10 protein-coding genes are annotated in these 16,472 nt (G+C 71.6%); 1 reads left to right on the plus strand and 9 read right to left on the minus strand.

Annotation, left to right across the window (positions count from 1 at the left end; genetic code table 11):
• Positions 1-32: 32 nt before the first annotated feature.
• The 8 genes from OV090_RS08940 to OV090_RS08975 all read right to left on the minus strand — a co-directional run bounded on the left by OV090_RS08940 (position 33) and on the right by OV090_RS08975 (position 14,849).
• Positions 33-1,694 carry a CocE/NonD family hydrolase gene (locus OV090_RS08940; RefSeq protein ID WP_267703114.1) on the minus strand — a complete coding sequence of 554 codons (1,662 nt, stop codon included), beginning with the start codon at positions 1,692-1,694 and terminating at the stop codon, positions 33-35.
• Positions 1,695-1,859: 165 nt separating this feature from the next.
• Positions 1,860-2,762 carry a hypothetical protein gene (locus OV090_RS08945; protein ID WP_267703115.1) on the minus strand — a complete coding sequence of 301 codons (903 nt, stop codon included), beginning with the start codon at positions 2,760-2,762 and terminating at the stop codon, positions 1,860-1,862.
• A gap of 106 nt (positions 2,763-2,868) precedes the next feature.
• Positions 2,869-3,246 carry a hypothetical protein gene (locus tag OV090_RS08950; protein WP_267703116.1) on the minus strand — a complete coding sequence of 126 codons (378 nt, stop codon included), beginning with the start codon at positions 3,244-3,246 and terminating at the stop codon, positions 2,869-2,871.
• 318 nt (positions 3,247-3,564) lie between these two features.
• Positions 3,565-4,962 (minus strand): hypothetical protein, encoded by a 1,398-nt coding sequence (locus OV090_RS08955; protein ID WP_267703117.1) that lies wholly within the window; start codon positions 4,960-4,962, stop codon positions 3,565-3,567.
• A 167-nt stretch (positions 4,963-5,129) separates the two neighbouring features.
• Complete coding sequence (locus OV090_RS08960; protein ID WP_267703118.1) at positions 5,130-5,816, minus strand: hypothetical protein; 687 nt, start codon at positions 5,814-5,816, stop codon at positions 5,130-5,132.
• 101 nt (positions 5,817-5,917) lie between these two features.
• The gene (locus OV090_RS08965; protein ID WP_267703119.1) at positions 5,918-12,007 is read right to left on the minus strand and encodes an Ig-like domain-containing alpha-2-macroglobulin family protein; all 6,090 of its coding nucleotides are present in this window, start codon (positions 12,005-12,007) and stop codon (positions 5,918-5,920) included.
• 139 nt (positions 12,008-12,146) lie between these two features.
• Positions 12,147-13,370, minus strand: coding sequence for a response regulator (locus OV090_RS08970; RefSeq protein WP_267703120.1), 1,224 nt, complete (start codon positions 13,368-13,370; stop codon positions 12,147-12,149).
• A gap of 228 nt (positions 13,371-13,598) precedes the next feature.
• Positions 13,599-14,849, minus strand: coding sequence for an FAD-dependent monooxygenase (locus OV090_RS08975; protein WP_267703121.1), 1,251 nt, complete (start codon positions 14,847-14,849; stop codon positions 13,599-13,601).
• Between the two features lie 86 nt (positions 14,850-14,935).
• Here OV090_RS08975 and OV090_RS08980 point away from each other — a divergent pair, with 86 nt between their 5' ends.
• The gene (locus OV090_RS08980; RefSeq protein WP_267703122.1) at positions 14,936-15,538 is read left to right on the plus strand and encodes a TetR/AcrR family transcriptional regulator; all 603 of its coding nucleotides are present in this window, start codon (positions 14,936-14,938) and stop codon (positions 15,536-15,538) included.
• A 120-nt stretch (positions 15,539-15,658) separates the two neighbouring features.
• Here the strand turns inward: OV090_RS08980 and OV090_RS08985 are convergent, their stop codons facing one another.
• Positions 15,659-16,450, minus strand: coding sequence for a response regulator (locus OV090_RS08985; protein WP_267703124.1), 792 nt, complete (start codon positions 16,448-16,450; stop codon positions 15,659-15,661).
• Positions 16,451-16,472: the final 22 nt, after the last annotated feature.

Here is a 16,472-nt window from a genome sequence, read left to right on the forward strand (position 1 = left end):
GATTCGTCGCGGCGAACGTGTGCCCCGCCGCCTCACCCTTCGAGCACCGGCAGCACGATCGCCGACGGGCGGACCGGGTCGTGGTGGACCTGCTGCTCCGCGACCACCATCCGCGTCCCGCTGGCCAGCGGCTCGCCGGTGCCGAGGTTGCGCACGAACCGCGGGTGCGCCCCGCTGGCGACCTGCACGCGCAGCCGGTGCCCGCGCGGGAACCGATACGCAGTCGGCCACAGCTCGACCGGCACGCGCAGCACCCCGTCGGCGTCCTTCTCGACGCGGCCGGGCGTCAATCGCAGCAGCCCGTCGCACACGTTGAGCGACCGCCCCGCGGGCTGGACGTCGCACAGGCGCACGAACACGTCGGTCCACTGCGTGCTCGACGAGAAGAACACCTCCGCGCGCACCGGCCCGACGATCTCGAGGTCGCGCTCCAGCGGCGCGCTGGTGTACGTGCACACGTCCGCGCGGGCCTCGAGCGCCCGGTTGTCACGCGCGCCCGCCTCGCGGCCGAGCAGCACGCCGCCGACGCTCGGGGTCGGATCGACGGGGTCGTAGCGGAAGCGATCGGGCTGCGAGGCCGGCGGCGGCGCCTCGGCCAGCGCGCCCCCGGGCTGCAGGTGAAACCGCCGCTCGTGCGCCCCGGCGGGCGGCCAGGCCGAAAATTCACGCTCCACCCCGTTCGTGCCGTGGGTCATCACGCACACCCGCACCACGCCCGCGCGGGCCGCCCCGCGCTCGCCGAGCAGGTGCTCGCGCAGCCAGCCGATGCCCTCGCGCAGCCCGGCCGCCATCAGGCCGACGTCCGCGTGCGCGAACGGACCGACGTAGAGCTGCGGCGACCGGCCGGCTGCGACCAGCGCGGCGTGGTCTTGCAGGGTCCACGGGAGAAAGATGTCGTACCAGCCGGTCACGATCTGCACCGGCGCGGCGACGTGGGCGACGTCCTCGCTGAAGTCGCGGGCCCTGGTCCAGTACGGATCGTCCTTCGCGTCGTGGGCGAGCCACGCCTGCCAGAAATCGACGCACTCACCGGTCAGCGCGTGATCGAGGCCCGTCAGCGGGAGCATTTCAAAGACCTCGCGGCGGCGGCGAGCGCCGAACAGCTGCATGGCGAGCACGCCGCGCCGCGCGATCAGGACCGACATCAGCTGCGTCCACGACAGCGTCGCGTCGAGCGAGTAACCCTCGCCGGCGTAGGTCTGGTCGCGGAACTGCGACGCGGTCGCCTGCAGGCACAGCGCCTTCAGCGTCGCCCCGGCCTCGCGCGCGAGGGCCCACTGCGTGAAGCCGTAATAACTCGCGCCGAAGGTCCCGAGCCGGCCGTCGAACCACGGCTGTTGCTCGATCCACCGCACAGTGTCGACCCCGTCGGCGCCCTCCTGCCCGAACGGGTCGAGCACACCGCCCGAGCCGTTGGTGCCGCGGACCGCCTGCACGACCACCCGGAAGCCGCGCTGCGCCAGCGGCGTCGCGGCCGACAGCTCGGCGAACCCGCGGCGGCCGTACGGCGTGCGCACCAAAACAGTCGGCAGCGAGGTCGTGGCGATCGCCGGTCCGCGCGGCGTGTGGATGTTCGCGTGCAAGACGACGCCGTCGCGCATCGGCACGGTCACGCCGCGCTCGACCTGGACGTCGCGGGTGAGCGGCGGCGGCAGCTTGGCGAGACGATCGATCAGGCGCGACGAGAGCGACATGGGACCTCCGAAACTCTGCCGGGATCGACCGGTGACTGGAAGAGCCGAGCGTAACCCATCTCCATGCCGCGCGGGTCGGATCTCGGCCCGGGCGAGCGTAGTCGGCTCCCGCCGAGCTTGCCGATAGGTCCCGAAGAACCGCCACAGCGACCGGCCAGGCCGCGGTCAATCGCCGAGCTCGCGCAACGCGGCCTCGAGCACAGCGATCTCGCGGACCTGCAATTCATCGGCCACGGCATCGCTGCGGAGGGCGGCCAGTCCGTCCTCGATGTGGCGACGCTTCGCCGCCTTGCTCTTGAGCGAATCCACCTTCTCGAGCACCGCCCGGGTCTCGATCCGGGCCGCCTCGAGCAGCAGCCGCTCGCGCAGGTCCACCCGCGTGACGCGGCTCAGGCCGCGCTCGAGCGCCGCGCGCCGCGAAGCCGGCCCGCGCGCCTTCTCGACGTCGGCGAGCGTCGCGGTCACGAGCGCCTCTTCGGACGCCGCGGCCTCGTTCAGGCGCTGGACCTCGCGCGCTCGCTGCTCCTCCTCCACCGCGGCCTCGAGCAGTCCTCGCAGCCCGGGGGATACATTGATGAGCGACTTGTGATTGGCGAGCGCGAACGCCCTGGCATAATCGGCGGAGGTGAACTCGAACGATTGGATGCTCCCATCCCAGCCGCGATACTCGGCGGCCCAGTTCGGGCAGGCGCAATTCGGCGAGCACATCGCGCGCGCTCGGGCCCTGGTCCCCTCGTCGAGGACGAGCTGCACGACGAGCCACAATCCGCAGGTCAGCAGCGCCAACAGCCACGTGAGGCAGCCCCAGGGGCCCGGCAGCAGGCGGACGTGGGCGACGCAGGCCGAACAGTACGGGATGCCCCACGTCCGCTTATCCGTGCGAATCACCCGCTTGCCCGTGACTCGAACCGCCGCCGCGGTGAATTCCGTATCGGGCACGCCGCCGCAGCACGCGCAACGATGCGGAAACTTCAGCAACTTCGCCGAGACGTGAACCAGCACTACCAGGAAAAGATAACCCACTCGCAGGTCGCGTGACGAGATGTTCGCTGCGCCCGAAGGTCGCATGAACGCAGTAAACCGTGGCGACCCGGACCACTCGCGCCACCCCCGCAGAGCGCGGCCGATCCGTCCTACGCCGGCGTCGCCGTCCCCGGCACCGTCGGAGCGCGCCTCAGCAGTTCGGGCAATCGCAGACCAGGTCGGCGTCGTCTCCTGGGCCGACACACAGGTCATACTCGCCCTCGCAGGCATCGCCGGCGCATTCGCAGTCGACCTCGCCGTCGCAGGCCGCGGGCCGCGGCAGGCACTTCCGGTCGCCGCCGAAGACGCTGTCGTAATTGACGCAGATGAACGATTCGGGGCAGAGGCCGCACGAGGGCACTGTCCAGCACGAGATCACGGGCACGCAGGCGCCGGTCCAGCAGAGCTGGTCGCTGACCCCAGGCAGGGTCCCGGGTGGACAATCAGGCGGCAGCGCGTCGCAGACGACCTCGCCGCAGTCGACGTGCTGCCGGGGGTCTCGCTGCTCTGCGGACCCTCCTTCGCGCAAGCGCCGACGCTGAGGCTGCACAACGCCATCACAATCCCGAATCGCATGGTCCGAGGATGGCAAAAAGCCCGCGAGCGCACCAGATGGTGCGTTCTGGGTGAAACAGCCAGTGGCCGCGAGTGACCGGGCGTCACCTCGCCTGCACCCATGGAAGTCCGCCACGCGCACGCGCGAACGATCGGGCATGACCCCGCTCCTTTCTCTCATGTCGGCGGCCCTGGCGAACCGCACGAGTCAGCGAGCGCGGGTCGACTCGTCGTACTCCGACCTGCGGCCGCCGTTCGATCTCTTCTCGAGCGAGGGCGACGGGCCCGCGCCTCACGGCGCAAACGACCACAGGTGGTGCTTGGCCGTTTCGCCGCCGTTGACGTGCAGCAGCAACAGATCGCCGCACTTGCCGCGCGCCGGCATCAACGTCCGGCTGCCGGCGGTGAAGTCGGGGAGCGTCAACGGCGTGTCCTCGAGGATCGCGCCGTCGAACCCCAGCCGCACCAGCGACACCGTCAGCGGATCGGCGCTCTCCCCCTTGAAATACGGCGTCGGCCCGCGCCCGATCGGCAGCGACAACCCGTCGGGGTCGACCAGCGCGGCGCCGAAGCCGGGCGAGCCCGAGTCGTCCTCGATCGCCACCTGCGTGTGCCAGCGCGCCTCGCCGTCTGCGAGCCCGATCGCGTGGGCCGTGACCTCGGCCGGCCAGACGTGCTGCACGATCGCCACCGCCTGCTCGCCGGGCGTGACCACCAGATCGATGAGCTCGTTGAAGCGGACCGGCGGGTCGAGCAGATCGGCGGTCCACAGCACGCTGCCGTCGTCGCCGAGCCGCCACACCTTGAACTCGTCCTGGTCGCCCGCTTCACCGTGCGCCGCCAGGATCTCGCCGTTCGGGCCGACCGCGACATGCAGGCCCACGACAGGATGGACGCTCGGCAGTTCGACCTCCCACTCGAGCGCGCCGGTGGCGAGATCGACCCGCGCCACCCACAGCTCGAACGGCGGCGCGTCGAGCTCGGGGCCGCGGCCGATGATCACCACGCTGTCCCCGAGGACCTCGAAGTCGGCCGGCCAGGCCACGTGCCCCAGGTCGGCGTCGACCACGGTCGCGGGCGACCCGTCGGAGGGGACCCGCGTGATTCGCATGAGGTGCTGTCCGTCCAGGATGTCGAAGCCGAGCGCCACCACCGAATCGTCGGCCCCGCGGCGCACCCCGAGCGGGTTGTAACCGGGCTGGTCGTCGGGGCCGAACGACCAGTCTTTCTGCTCGCCGTGCCACTCCACCCACAACACCCCGTTGTTGGGGCCCTCGGCGCCGCCCCAGCGGCCGCCGCCGACGGCGATCCGGCCGTCGCTGAGCGCCGCGAACGACTTCTGCAGGAAGTGGAGGTCGGGGTCGAGGCTGAGATGCCGGGACCACATCGCATCGAACCGCGGGAGATTCTCGGGGCAGAGGAGCTCGCCCGGGGCCTCCTCGGTGTCGGCCGCCGTGGTCGGCACGACCGTGGGGTCGCTGGCGGACGGGTCGGCGCCCCCCGAGGTGGTGGTCGCGCCGTCGCCGGACGTGCCCGCGACCGTGTCGGTGCCGGCGCCGCCGCTCGAATCACTGCCCCCCTCGGTGAATATTCCGAGGTCGCCGTGCACGTTCAAACAACCGGAAATGACGAGCGCGCCGGCGAGGAGGCCGAGGCGCACGCGGATGGGGGAAAACTCGTGGCTGGTCATACGCCCGGTGATTTCCCGCCTGCGTCGCCGACCCGTGAACCTCGCCCCCCGGCCCCATCGGACCCGGATCCGACCTCGCTCCCGGCCCTGCCGCGGCGCGCCAGGCGCTCCCCGTCCTCACCGAAGACTGCAATAACATGTCCCCAAGAACAGGTGACGTCCACCGCTCAGCGCCGCACCGGCGCGAGCTCGAGGCGCGCGATCGACAGCTGCATCCACGCGTCGTACGCGTGCGCCTCGACGGTGAACAGATAATCGCGCCAGCGCCACCGCTGCGGCCTCTCCTCGGTGCCGACATTCGTCTCGAAGCGCTCCGGCTCGGCCCTGAATGGCTGGTACTCGACCGCGACCAGCAGCGGCGGCGACTCGCCGGCGTCGATGTGCTTGGTCGAGTGGCCGAGGAACCGCATCCGCGTCGAGCCGAGCTCGACCTCGCCGCCTCGCTCGACCCGTACCGCCCTCGGCTCGCCGGGGCGCACGCGGTCGGTCACCTGCTCGGCCACCACCACGAGCCGCGGCGTCCGCGTCGGGTCCTCGACCTCGACGACCTCGACGCGATAGCGCTCGAACCACGCCTCGCGCACCGACTCATAACCCGCGGAGAGCAGGCTGATCTCGCGGCTCACCGGCGCCCCCATGCCCTCGAACACCAGCGCCAGGGTGATGCCGCTGCCGGCCGGATAGCTGCCGTCGGGGCTCGCCTCGATCGACTCGACGGTCACATTTTTGAAATGCACCGTGACGCCGCCGCCGAGCGGCAGCCGCTCGTTCGCGGCCAGCGTCGTGCGAACCGCCGGAGCGGCCGCGAAGACAGGTGGGAGAGCGGGAAGCGGCGGCGCAGAGGGCGGTTGCATCGTCGGTCCGGGACCAGGAGCGGCGCACGCGGCGAGCAGGCAGAGCACGAAGCCGCCGCGCACCGCAGCATTGTCGCCGATCGCTGACTTCACTGCGCCCCTCACTCGACGATCACTTTCGCGCTCCAGCCGCGGCCGAACGTCTCCGGGTGGTACATCTCCTCGGCCTTCGGCGGCGGCACCACGAACACGCCCGGCGTCGTCGCCAGCGCCACGTACGTGTACGTGTGGACGCCCTCCCACAGCAGCGACGTGAACGCCTCGGCTCGCTCGTCGCGCAGGTTCTGGTGCTCGAACCACGGGCGGTTCCACCACCACCACGGCGACTGCTTGCTCATCGCCTGCGGGTCCTCCGGCAGCGAGCCAGTCGTCATCAGCGCCGGGTTCTGCGGCTCGAGCCCGGCCGGCAGCGGGTCGACCAGGGCCACGTGATAGCGGCGCGTCGGCGCCACCATGGTCAACCGCACCCGCACCCGCGCCCCGCCCTTGATCCGCCAGGTCCCGTCGGCGTCGCGCGACACGTCCTTGGGGTCGTCGATCGCCTCGTACGCGCGGTCGACCACGAAGCCGTGGTCGGTCGGCGGCATGCGCATGTCCTTCGGCGCGTAGCGCATGCCGATCCGGTAGTACAGCCGGCCCTTGCCCTCTTTCTGCAGGATCAGATCGCCCGAGCCGACCTCGGCCACGTCGGCCATCGGGATGTCGATGCGCTTGCGATCGGTCTGGCGGCCGACGAACTTCTGCTCGCCGGCGTAGCGCGGCCCGAGCCACGCGCGGGCCACGAAGTCGGGCGTGGTCTTCTCGTACGTGTTGAAGTACCGGTCGAGCGCTACCAGCACGAACGCGTTCTCCTGCGTGCTGCTCCACCGCCCGGCCTTGCGGTGCGCCATCAACCCCTCGACCAGCTTGGGGATCAGGTCGCTCTTCGGCTGGTCGGCGATCAGCGCCTCGAGCATCAACGCGTCGACGCGGCGGTCCGAGTGCAGCAGGACGTGCCCGCCGTCGCTGTACGACGTGACGAAGTGGGCCGCGGCCGCGGTCTCCTCGGCGCGGTTGCGGACGATGCGGCGGATCGCCTCGAGCTCGGCGGTCGAGGCCGCGTCGCCCTGCAGCGCCGAGTACAGCCACGCGACCGCCTCGAGCCCCATCTTCTCGACCCCGCCGGCCTCCTTGATCAGCGCCCGCGCCTCGGTCGGGTCGCCGCGGCCGAGCTGGCGCAGGGTGTAGAGCGCGTAGGCCCGCAGCACCTGCTTCTCGACCGGCCCGTACGACTCGGGGATCCGGTAGCGGATCGACTGCAGGTAGTGGACTGCCTTTTGGGTCATGTCCTTGGGGACATTGAAGCCCTTGGCGTCGGCGCGGGCCAGCGCGTGAGCCACGTGGATCGACAGGTACGGGTATGAGCGCTCGCCCCAGCGCCAGAAGCCCCAGCCGCCGTCGTAGTTCTGCAGCTTGGCGAGGCGCAGCAGGTCCTGGCGCACGCTGGCCTCGAGCTCCTTGGGCGGCGGCAGGCCCTCGGCGGCGAACGCGGTCAGGACGTCGCGCAGCGAGGCGATCGCCATCACCCGCGACGACACCTGCTCGGCGCAGTCGAACGGGTAGCGGACCAGGTACAGCAGGGCGTCGGTCAGGCCGGCCACCGCGGTCGAGGTCGTCGTCACCTCGAGGCCGCCGAACTCGCGCCACACGCCCGCCGGCGCCTTGACCGGCTGGGCCACCGCGCCGCTGTCGAGGGTGCCGTAGGTGGCGAACGCCTCGGTGGTCGCCGGCGTCCACACGGGCAGCGACAGCTCGGCCGCGTCGGAGTGCTTGCCGCTGGCGACCGCGAACTGGAACCGCGCGGTGCCGGCCATCTCGGTGGTCGTCGGGAACCGCACCTCGACCCGGTCGCCGGCCGGAACCTGCACCTTACGACCTGTCCCTTCGATCAGCTTCGCATTGGCCGCGCGGACCGCCACCTCGACCGTCAGCGCCTTCTTGCCCTGGTTCTGCACCACCACCGGCAGCTCGACCTTGTCGCCGAAGTTGAGGAAGCGCGGCGGCGACGGCCGGACCATCAGCGGCCGGCTGGCGGTCACCGTCGCCTCGCCGCTGCCGAACGCGTTGACCCCGCCGGCCGCCACCGCCATCACCCGGTAGCGCGTCAGGTTGTCGGGCAGCTTGAGCTTGACCTGCGCCTTTCCCTTGCTGTCCGTCGGGACAGCCGCGGCGAACAGCGCCAGCGCGCTGAAGTCGGTCCGCAGCGCGATCGCGGCGTCCTCCTGCGCGCCGCTGTCGTCGTCGCCGTCGCTGGGCTTGGCCTCGTCCTTCTTGTTGTTCTCGCGCTCCACCACCGGCTCGGGGGCCATCGGCGGCGCCGGTGCGGCCATGCCCGGGCTCGCCTTGCTCTTCCGCTTCGGCGAGGCCTCCGCGCGGTCGTAGCCGCCGTCGTCGCGCGAGCCTCCGCTCGGCCCGGCGCTCTGCAGCGAGGCGAGGTCGGGCCGCGCCAGCAGCAGCAGCTCGCGCAGGTGATGCTCACGCACCCCGCCGTCGCGGTCGACGTAGAACGTCGCCACCGGGTCGGGCCACTTGTAGCCCGTCAACGACAGCACCGCCTCGTCGACCACCGCCAGCGCCACCTCACCGCCGGCGACCGGCTTGCCCTCGGCGTCCTTCAGCTCGACGTCGACGACGGTCTCCGCGCCCGGCGGCAGCTCCTCGTCGCGCGGCTTGGCGGTCAGCTGCAGCGTGCGCTTGCGCGGCGGGATCCGCAGGTTGACCGCGCCCGCCGCATAAGCTGGCCGCGGGGCCAGGTTCGGATCGACCGTCCCGTCGTCGCGGGTCCGCGGGGCCGCGCCGACCAGGTCGACGTGCACGTGCAGGTTCGGCACGTGGCCCTCCTCGATCGGCACCCGCAGCTTGGCCGCGCCGTCCTCGACCTTGAACCGCTCGCTGCGCACCAGACCCGAGCGGCGGATCGTCATCACCCCCTCCGCGCGCGGCCACGGCGACACCACCAGCAATTCGGCGACGTCGCCGGCCCCGTACTCCTTCTTGTCTGTCAGCAGGCCGACCTTCTCCTGCTCGATCGAGCGGCTCGGCGGGGTGTCGCCGCCCGCGACCCACACGTCCGTGCGGGTCACGCTGGCGCGCCCGCGGGCGTCAGCCACCGTCGCCTCCAGGCGCAGGGTGCCGCCGCGGCGGGCCACGAAGTCGCAATGCGAGGCGCCCTTGCTCGAGCTGATCGGGCAGGACTGGGTGTCGACGATCTTCTCCTTCCACTGCCCGCGCTCCTGCACCCATTCGAATTGCTGGGCCAGCACCGTCGCCGCGCGGCCCTCGACCAGCTTGCCGTCGAGGTCGGCGACCACCGCGTCGACGCTGAATTTGTCGCCCTTGTTGTAGAACGGCCGCGGCGTCTTGAGCCCGACGTAGAGGTCGGCCGGGTGGACCACCAGGCGCGCGCGGCCGGTCCACTTCTGCCGGTTCACGTCCTGCGCCGAGCCCTCGGCAGTGACCGTGTACGCGCGCGCCGGCCGGCTCCACACGAAGTCGGCGCGGATCCGGTGCTCGCCGGCCGCGTCGGTCTGGCCCTTGAACGTGACCTCGCGCCCCTGCGGCTGCGCCTCGCGGCGCCACCAGTACCAGCTCTCGGTGAAGCCGAAGCTGTACTCGTCGAGCCCCGGCGGCGTGAACGTGGCCGGCTCGCTGCGCACCCGCCAGTCGACGTCCGCGCCCGCGAGCCCGCCGCCCGAGAAGTAGTTGGCGCTCAACGTCAGCTCGGCGCTGGTGCCGACCAGGTGCGGCCCCGGCGAGGCCTCGACCTTCACCTCGTACTCAGGCCGGCGGAACTCCTCGATCTTGAGCGTATGATAGTAGTTGCGCCCGCCCGCGTCGATCCGCAGCTGCGCCGACCCAGTATTGACATTCCCCGGCAGCGCCAGAGTCAGCTCGAACCCGCCGGCCGCGTTGACCGGCACCTCGCCCTTCAGCAGCTCGCTGCCGCGCGGGTCGTACAATTGATAATAGACGGTCTTGACCGCCGCCGGGCCGATGTCGCCGCGCTCGCCCCCGCCGACGCTGCGGATCCACCCCTTCACCTTGGCCGTCTCGCCCGGCTTGTAAAGGCCGCGGTCCTCGGCCACGTAGAAGCGCAGGTCGTCGCCCGGCGAGTACGCGCTCCAGCCGGACGAGTCGGGCGAATAGTAGTACATGTTCTCGGGGACGAACGCGACGTCCCCGCCCTTGCTGGCGATCAGCATCTGCCCGCGATCGGCCAGCGGCAGCGTCACCAGGCCGTCGGCGCCGCTGCGGCCCGCGCCCCCGCTCGGCGCGATCTTCACGTCGAGCCCGGCGAGCGGCGCCCCGTCGGCGAGGTTCGTCGCCCACGCCAGCATCTCGCCGTGATCGACGAACGCGGTCAGGCCGATGCGGGTGACCTGGGCCCACGTCATCACGTACTGCCGCTGCCAGCAGTCCCGCGGCTGCCGCGGCGGCTCGACGAACGCGATCACGTTGCCGAGCCCGCTCTTCAGCGCCGGCGACAGATCGATCGCAGACTCCACCAGCGCGTCGGGCCGGTCGTCGACCTTGATCGTCTGAGTCGACACCAGCCGCCCCGGAGGCGCGGGGATCGGTCGCCCGTCGCGGCAATCCATGTCGCGGCGATAATTGAGGTAGCGCCCGTAGTCCTCGGGCGTGACCGCGTACAGCCGGACCTTCAGCTTCGGCCGGTTGATCGAGAACACCGACAGCTTCGGCCCGCCGCCCGGGTCGACCACCAGGAAGTCACGATTCGGCCCCTGCAGCTGCGGCTCGGCGCGCGTGGTCGTGAATTGCGACACCGCCCGCTTCTCGGACGCCTGGCCGAACACGTCGCGCAGCCCGGCGTCGACCGTGACCGAATACAGCGTGCGACCCGCGGTCTCGCCGGTGACGGTGATCGTGTTGCCGCTCGCGCTGATGTTCATGCCCGGGATCGACGGCTCGACGTGGACCGTCTTGGGGTCGAAGCGCTCGAGGTCGATCGGGTTGGTGAACACGACCTGCAGCGGCATGAGCGGCCGGCACTCGTCGCCCCACCCGCACTGGGCGCCGATGTGCTCCATCGGCCCGAAGGTGGCGAACTGATACATCTGGGCGTTTTGCGACCGGCGCGGCCCCTCAGCCGAGGGGGTGCCCGGGCCGACTGTCACCTTGATGCCGGTCCCGCGCGGCAGCGGCTCGACCGTGCGGAACGCGACGTAGCGCCCCGGCTCGCTCGCGGTGACCTGCTGGCGCGCGCCCTCGTCGGCCTCGATCTCCGCCGCGGTCGCCAGCCGGATCGCCCGCTTGTCGCCGACTTCGACCGAGATGACCTCGAGGACCGCCTTCGCATCGATCTTCTGATCGAACTGCACCACCATGACCGGCTGGAGCTCGTGCGGGCCGCCCTGCGGCCACATGGTCAGCGCCTTCGGCGGCGGGGTCGAGAACTTCCACTCCTTGGCCTGGGCCAGCGCCCCGCCGACGCTCGACTTGGACTGCGCCGGCACGCGCACCTTGTATTCGGTCGCCATCGGGAACCGCCCCTCCGGCTCGAACATCACAGTCTTGGCCCCGACCCACCGCCATTCGCCGGGCGGCTGCGGCGACAGCTCGACCGGCACCTTCAGCTTGGCCAGCTCGGCGTGGCTCGTCACCGCCACCATCGGCTGCGAGAACGACACCGACAGGTGCGGCGCCAGCTCGACCTCGCCCTCGGGCATCGCCCGCGTCACCGCCAGCGGACCCGCCTCCGCGCGCTCGGGCGCCGGCGCCTCGCCCGGCGGCGGGAACGCCTGCGTCACGGTCTTGCCCGGCCGCGGCGCCGGCAGGCTCTGCTCGCGCAGCGCGAAGGTCTTCTTGTCACCTGTCTCTTGGGTCAGCGCCGGCAGCCGCGCCAGCAGCTTGGCCGCGCGCGCCTCGGTCAGCGGCTCGGCCTTGACGGGCGGCTGCCCGACCCCGCCGATCGGCCGCTGCGCCTCGCTCGCGCGCAGCCGGACCTCCAGCCCGTCGGGCGCGTCCTGCGGGGCGCTGCGCAGATCGATGTCCTGCGTCCCCGACTCCGCCGCCACCGGCTCGTCGCTCACCGGCACCACCACCGCCGAGCCCTTCGTCGCCGGACAGCTCGTCAGCAACGCGAGCGAGAGGTTGGAGACGCAGACGATTCGGAGCGGACGGCCGAGGCGCACCGCGGGATTGTATGCGCACGCAGGCGGCCCCGATACGCCCGGCGCCGGGCGATTTCGGGCGAGGCGGCGGCGGCTGTTCTCGCGCCTCGCGGCGCCCGACGACCCGGCGCCGACGCGTGATTGCGGCGACTCTCGACTGTCAATCGTCGCCGACGCGAACGTCGGCGCCGACGGGGACCAGCCGGCGCGCGAGCAATTGCAGCCGCGAGCGCGCCAGGCCCATGCTGCTGCTGGCGCGATCGAGCTCGACGAACAGGTAGCAGCCGGTCCGCGGCGTCCGCTGCAGCAGGTGCAGCCGGGGCCCGCGGGTCACCAGGATGTCGTCGACGCAATCGTCGACCTCCTCGCTGTGGACCAGCCGCGTCAACGCGTGCACCAGGCCGTCGTCGAGGGGGTGCCCGCTGCGGGCCAGGAAGTGCCCGCGTTCGCTGTCGAGCAGCGCGGCCGCCTGGGCGCCCTCCAGCGCCATCGCCTCGTCGAGGCAGCTCCGCATCAGCGCGTCGATCGCGAGCGCCGGCGCCGGCGTCCTCGTCGGCGCCGGCGGGATCGTCCCCCCCGCCGGCGTCGGCAGCAGCTCCGCCAGCGCGAACGTCATGCCGCTGGTGTAGCGCCGCTGCTGCGGCACGAACATCACCACGTCGTGGCGGCGGGCGAACAGCCGCTGCAGCTTGGCCGCCAGCCACCGGCGCAGCCGCGCCTCGAGCTCGGGCGCAGTGACGATCTCCCACTCGATCAGCACGTCGGCGAAGTGGCGCCCGGCGGTGAAGCACTCCTCGAGCACCGCGTTGACGTCGTCGGCGCGCACGTCGGGCAGGTCGCGCAGGAGGTCGTGCAGCGAGCCTGTCTCCGAGGACAGGTGGACCCACGCGACCCGGCCCGCGTGGAAGAACACCCGCCCGACCTCGCCGCCGCTGCGCAGCAGCAGATCGCCGCCGGGGCTGGCGTGGGCCTCGGCGAGCGCCGGCCTCAGCCCGGGCGTCGCGCTCGCCAGCGCCAGCGCGCGCTCGGCCGCCTGCACGCGCGCCAGCACCTCGACGCTCGACAGCGGCTTGACGAGGAAATCGTCGGCCCCGGCCGCGAATCCGTCGAGCATGTCGGCGTGGCGGTTCCTCGCGGTCACCAGCACGACGTGGGCCGGCCCCCGCGCGGGCGCGTCACGCAGGCGGCGGCACACCTCGAGGCCGGTCATTCGCGGCATCATCCAATCGAGCAGGACGATCTGGGGCGGCGCCGTGTCGTTGAGCAGGTCCCACGCCGCCGCGCCGTCCTCCGCCTCGGTCACCGCGTAGCCGCGGTCTTCCAGCGGCCCGACGAGCAGCGCCCGCGCGACGGGGTCGTCGTCGGCGACGAGGACACGGGCCATACGAGCGGGCGACGATACGGAGAGATTCATGACCGGTTGGCTCGAACCGACGATCGTCGGTCCCCACGTGCTTGTCCATCCCTGATTTCGCCGAAGCCGGCCGCCGAACGATCACGGGCCATGTCCTATGTCCTGTCGTCCGCGTACAGCTGTCCGATCACATTCGTGAAAGGTATGATCAAGGTATGCACATTCCGGGCGGCCCCTTTCGCCGGCGACACCGCGAAATCACGCGTGTACGGCCGCGGCCGCCGCGGCCGGGCGGCCGACGTCCGCGTAATCTTTCAGCACGAACGCGTCGTGCATTTGCACCGAGCTGCGGCTGAGCCGGGCCAGCGCCCGCAGCCACGACGTCGGCACGCGGTTGAACAGCCACGCCGATTGCGCGAACAGCCACAGGCCCAGCGGGCTGCCCGGGATCAGCCTTTTCGCCACGGTCAGCGCGAGGCTGCGGCTGCTCGTCACGTACTCGCGCAGCGTCTCCTCACAGTTGCGGAAGCCTCTCACGTGGTCGCCCCCGGCCGCCGCCAGCTCGCCTGCCAGCACGTAGGCGCCGACGATCGCCAGGCTCGTGCTGCCGCCCACGGCCGCCCCCGGCGAATAGCCGGCGTCCCCGGCCAGAGTCACCCGCCCGCGGGTCCACGTGTCCATCCGCAACTGCGTGATCGTGTCGAAGTAGAACACCTGCGCCCGCTGGGCCTCCGCCAGCAGCCGCGGCGCCTCCCAGCCCAGGCCGGCGAACGCCTCCGTCAGCAGCTGCTTCTGCCGCGCGACGTCGCGGTGATGGTATTCGAGCTCGCGCGCGCTGCGGAACAGGAACAGCGCGCGGGCGTCGTCCATGTGGCGGGCGCTGTAGACCCCGGCGATTCGGTCGACCCCGCTGACGAGGATCGTGCGGTCGCTGAGGCCGAGGTAGTTCGGGATCGACGCCACGGCGAGGTAGGCGCCGATCGGGCGCGAGAATTGCCGCTCGTCGCCGAACACCAGCCGGCGCACGTTCGAATGCAGGCCGTCGGCGCCGACCACCAGGTCGAAGCGCCGCGGCGCGCCGCGCTCGAACGTCACGTCGACCCCGGCCTCGTCCTGGCGCAGCGACGCGATCGAGTCGCCGTAGACGTACTCCACCTCGCCGCTGCTGGCGCCGATGAGGACCTCCGCCAATTCGTCGCGCATGATCTCGCAATGACGGCGCGACAGCACTTGCATCACCCGCTTGGCGTCGACCTCGACCGGCCGCTTCGCCCCGTCGCGCAGCACCGTCAGGTGCTCGGTCCCCGTCTCGCGGGCCTGGATCTGCGCCAGCACCCCCATCTTCTCGACGATGTCCATCGCCGGCCGAAACAGGTCGACCGCGTGGCCGCCGGTCTTGCGGGGCCCCGGCGCCCGCTCCACCACCGTGGGCTCGAACCCGTGGCGCCTCAGCCAATACGCCAATACCGGCCCGGCGACGCTCGCGCCGCTGATCAGGATCTTCTGCATCACGACTCCCTTACTTACCGATAGGTAAGCACGCGGTCCCGGCACTTTCAAGGCGACGGCGGCGTTTCCGGCGATATCCTCGTCCGGTGACGCGAGCCCGGCCCACCGACACGAAGGCGCGGATCCACGCGGTCGCCCGCGAGCTGTTCATGCAGCAGGGCGCGCAGCAGACCAGCCTGCGCCAGATCGCCGACCGGCTCGGCATCACCAAGCCCGCGCTCTACTACCACTTCGACTCGCGCGAGGCGCTGGTCGCCAGCATGTTCGCGCCGCTCATCGCCGACATGGAGGCCCACCTCGCCGCGCTCGAGGCGGCCCCGCCGGCCGACCCGCGGGTCCTGCTCGGCGACCACTTCGACCTTCTCACGCGCCACCGCGACCTCATCGTCATGCTGGTGCGCGACCTCAGCATCCTCGCCGAGCTCGATATGACCACGCGCATGTTCGGCTGGCGCCACCGCCTGACGACCCTGCTCATCGGCCCCGCGCCGCCGCTCGAGGCCCGCGTGCGCGCAGTGGTCGCCATCGGCGGCATGGCCGACACCGCCGTCGAGTTCCCCGACGTGCCGATGGAGCGCATCAAGCCCGCCGCAGTCGAGGCCGCCTGCGCCGCGCTCGGCCTGCCCCCTGCCCGCCCGGCCGCCGTCGCCAAGGTCAAGCCGAAGAGCCGCGCGCGCCGGGCGACCTGAAGCATCGCCCTGTCTCCGGAGTCATGTGCGAACGCGCATGTCCCCGGAGACAGTTTATGATTGGCATGACATGACCCGAAGGACATGCCCCCAGAGACATCTCTTGCCCCGCCGAGGTCTTTATAGAAGATCGCCCTCGGGCAGGTCGATGCCTTCCTCGCGGCTGGACTCGTCCATGCGGCGGGCGCCCTCCATCAGCACCGCGGTGGTCGAGGTGCCGATCTGGTCGCGCATCTCGACCGGGAGGGCGCGGAACTCGAACTGGCCGGCGGACCAGCGCAGCGCGTGGTAGACGGCGTCGACGTGCAGCGCCTGCGGGCCCACGTCCATGACTGCGTCGACGATCCGGCCCTGCGACAGGAACAGGCGGCAGCGCTCGTCGGGCTCGCGGTGGTGCAATACCAAAAGGCCGGTCTTGCGCTCCATCTCGAGCAGGACCAGCAGCGAGGCGACGCCGATGTCCTCGAGGTTGCCGTTGAAGCCGCGCGCGCTCGAAGGGCCGACCTCGCGGATCTGGTCGCGCGTCTCGGCGTGCAGGTGCTGGCTGCGGCGCAGCACGCTGGCGACGCGGGCGGCCAGCTCCTCCGGGCGGAACGGCTTGGGCAAGTAGTCGTCGGCGCCGAGGCGGAACCCCTGCAGCTTGTCCTCGGCCGAGTCGAGCGCTGTGAGGAAGATGAACGGGGTCAGCGCGAGCCGCGGGCTGGCCCGCAGGCGCGCGACGAGGGTCCAGCCGCTCATGCCCGGCATCATGACGTCGGAGATGACGAGGTCCGGCGGGTCGGCCATGGCCTTGGCGAGCGCGACCGTGCCGTCGCTGGCGGTGGTCAGCGCGTACTCCTGATCGCGCAGCGCCGCCACGACGACGCGCTGAATCCAGGGGTCGTCGTCGACGACCAAGATCTTGGCTGGCATGGCGGAGCTCCTGCTGGTTGGT

Origin of the sequence: Nannocystis sp. RBIL2 (genome assembly GCF_026626745.1) — a bacterium.
Classification (GTDB): Bacteria; Myxococcota_A; Polyangia; order Nannocystales; family Nannocystaceae; genus Nannocystis.

What these genes read in the sequence shown, in the direction of transcription:
- OV090_RS08940 (WP_267703114.1), bottom strand. Translation starts at nt 1,694, where the DNA reads ATGTCGCTCTCGTCGCGCCTGATCGATCGTCTCGCCAAGCTGCCGCCG.
- OV090_RS08945 (WP_267703115.1), bottom strand. Translation starts at nt 2,762, where the DNA reads ATGCGACCTTCGGGCGCAGCGAACATCTCGTCACGCGACCTGCGAGTG.
- OV090_RS08955 (WP_267703117.1), bottom strand. Translation starts at nt 4,962, where the DNA reads ATGACCAGCCACGAGTTTTCCCCCATCCGCGTGCGCCTCGGCCTCCTC.
- OV090_RS08960 (WP_267703118.1), bottom strand. Translation starts at nt 5,816, where the DNA reads ATGCAACCGCCCTCTGCGCCGCCGCTTCCCGCTCTCCCACCTGTCTTC.
- OV090_RS08970 (WP_267703120.1), bottom strand. Translation starts at nt 13,370, where the DNA reads ATGGCCCGTGTCCTCGTCGCCGACGACGACCCCGTCGCGCGGGCGCTG.
- OV090_RS08975 (WP_267703121.1), bottom strand. Translation starts at nt 14,849, where the DNA reads ATGCAGAAGATCCTGATCAGCGGCGCGAGCGTCGCCGGGCCGGTATTG.
- OV090_RS08985 (WP_267703124.1), bottom strand. Translation starts at nt 16,450, where the DNA reads ATGCCAGCCAAGATCTTGGTCGTCGACGACGACCCCTGGATTCAGCGC.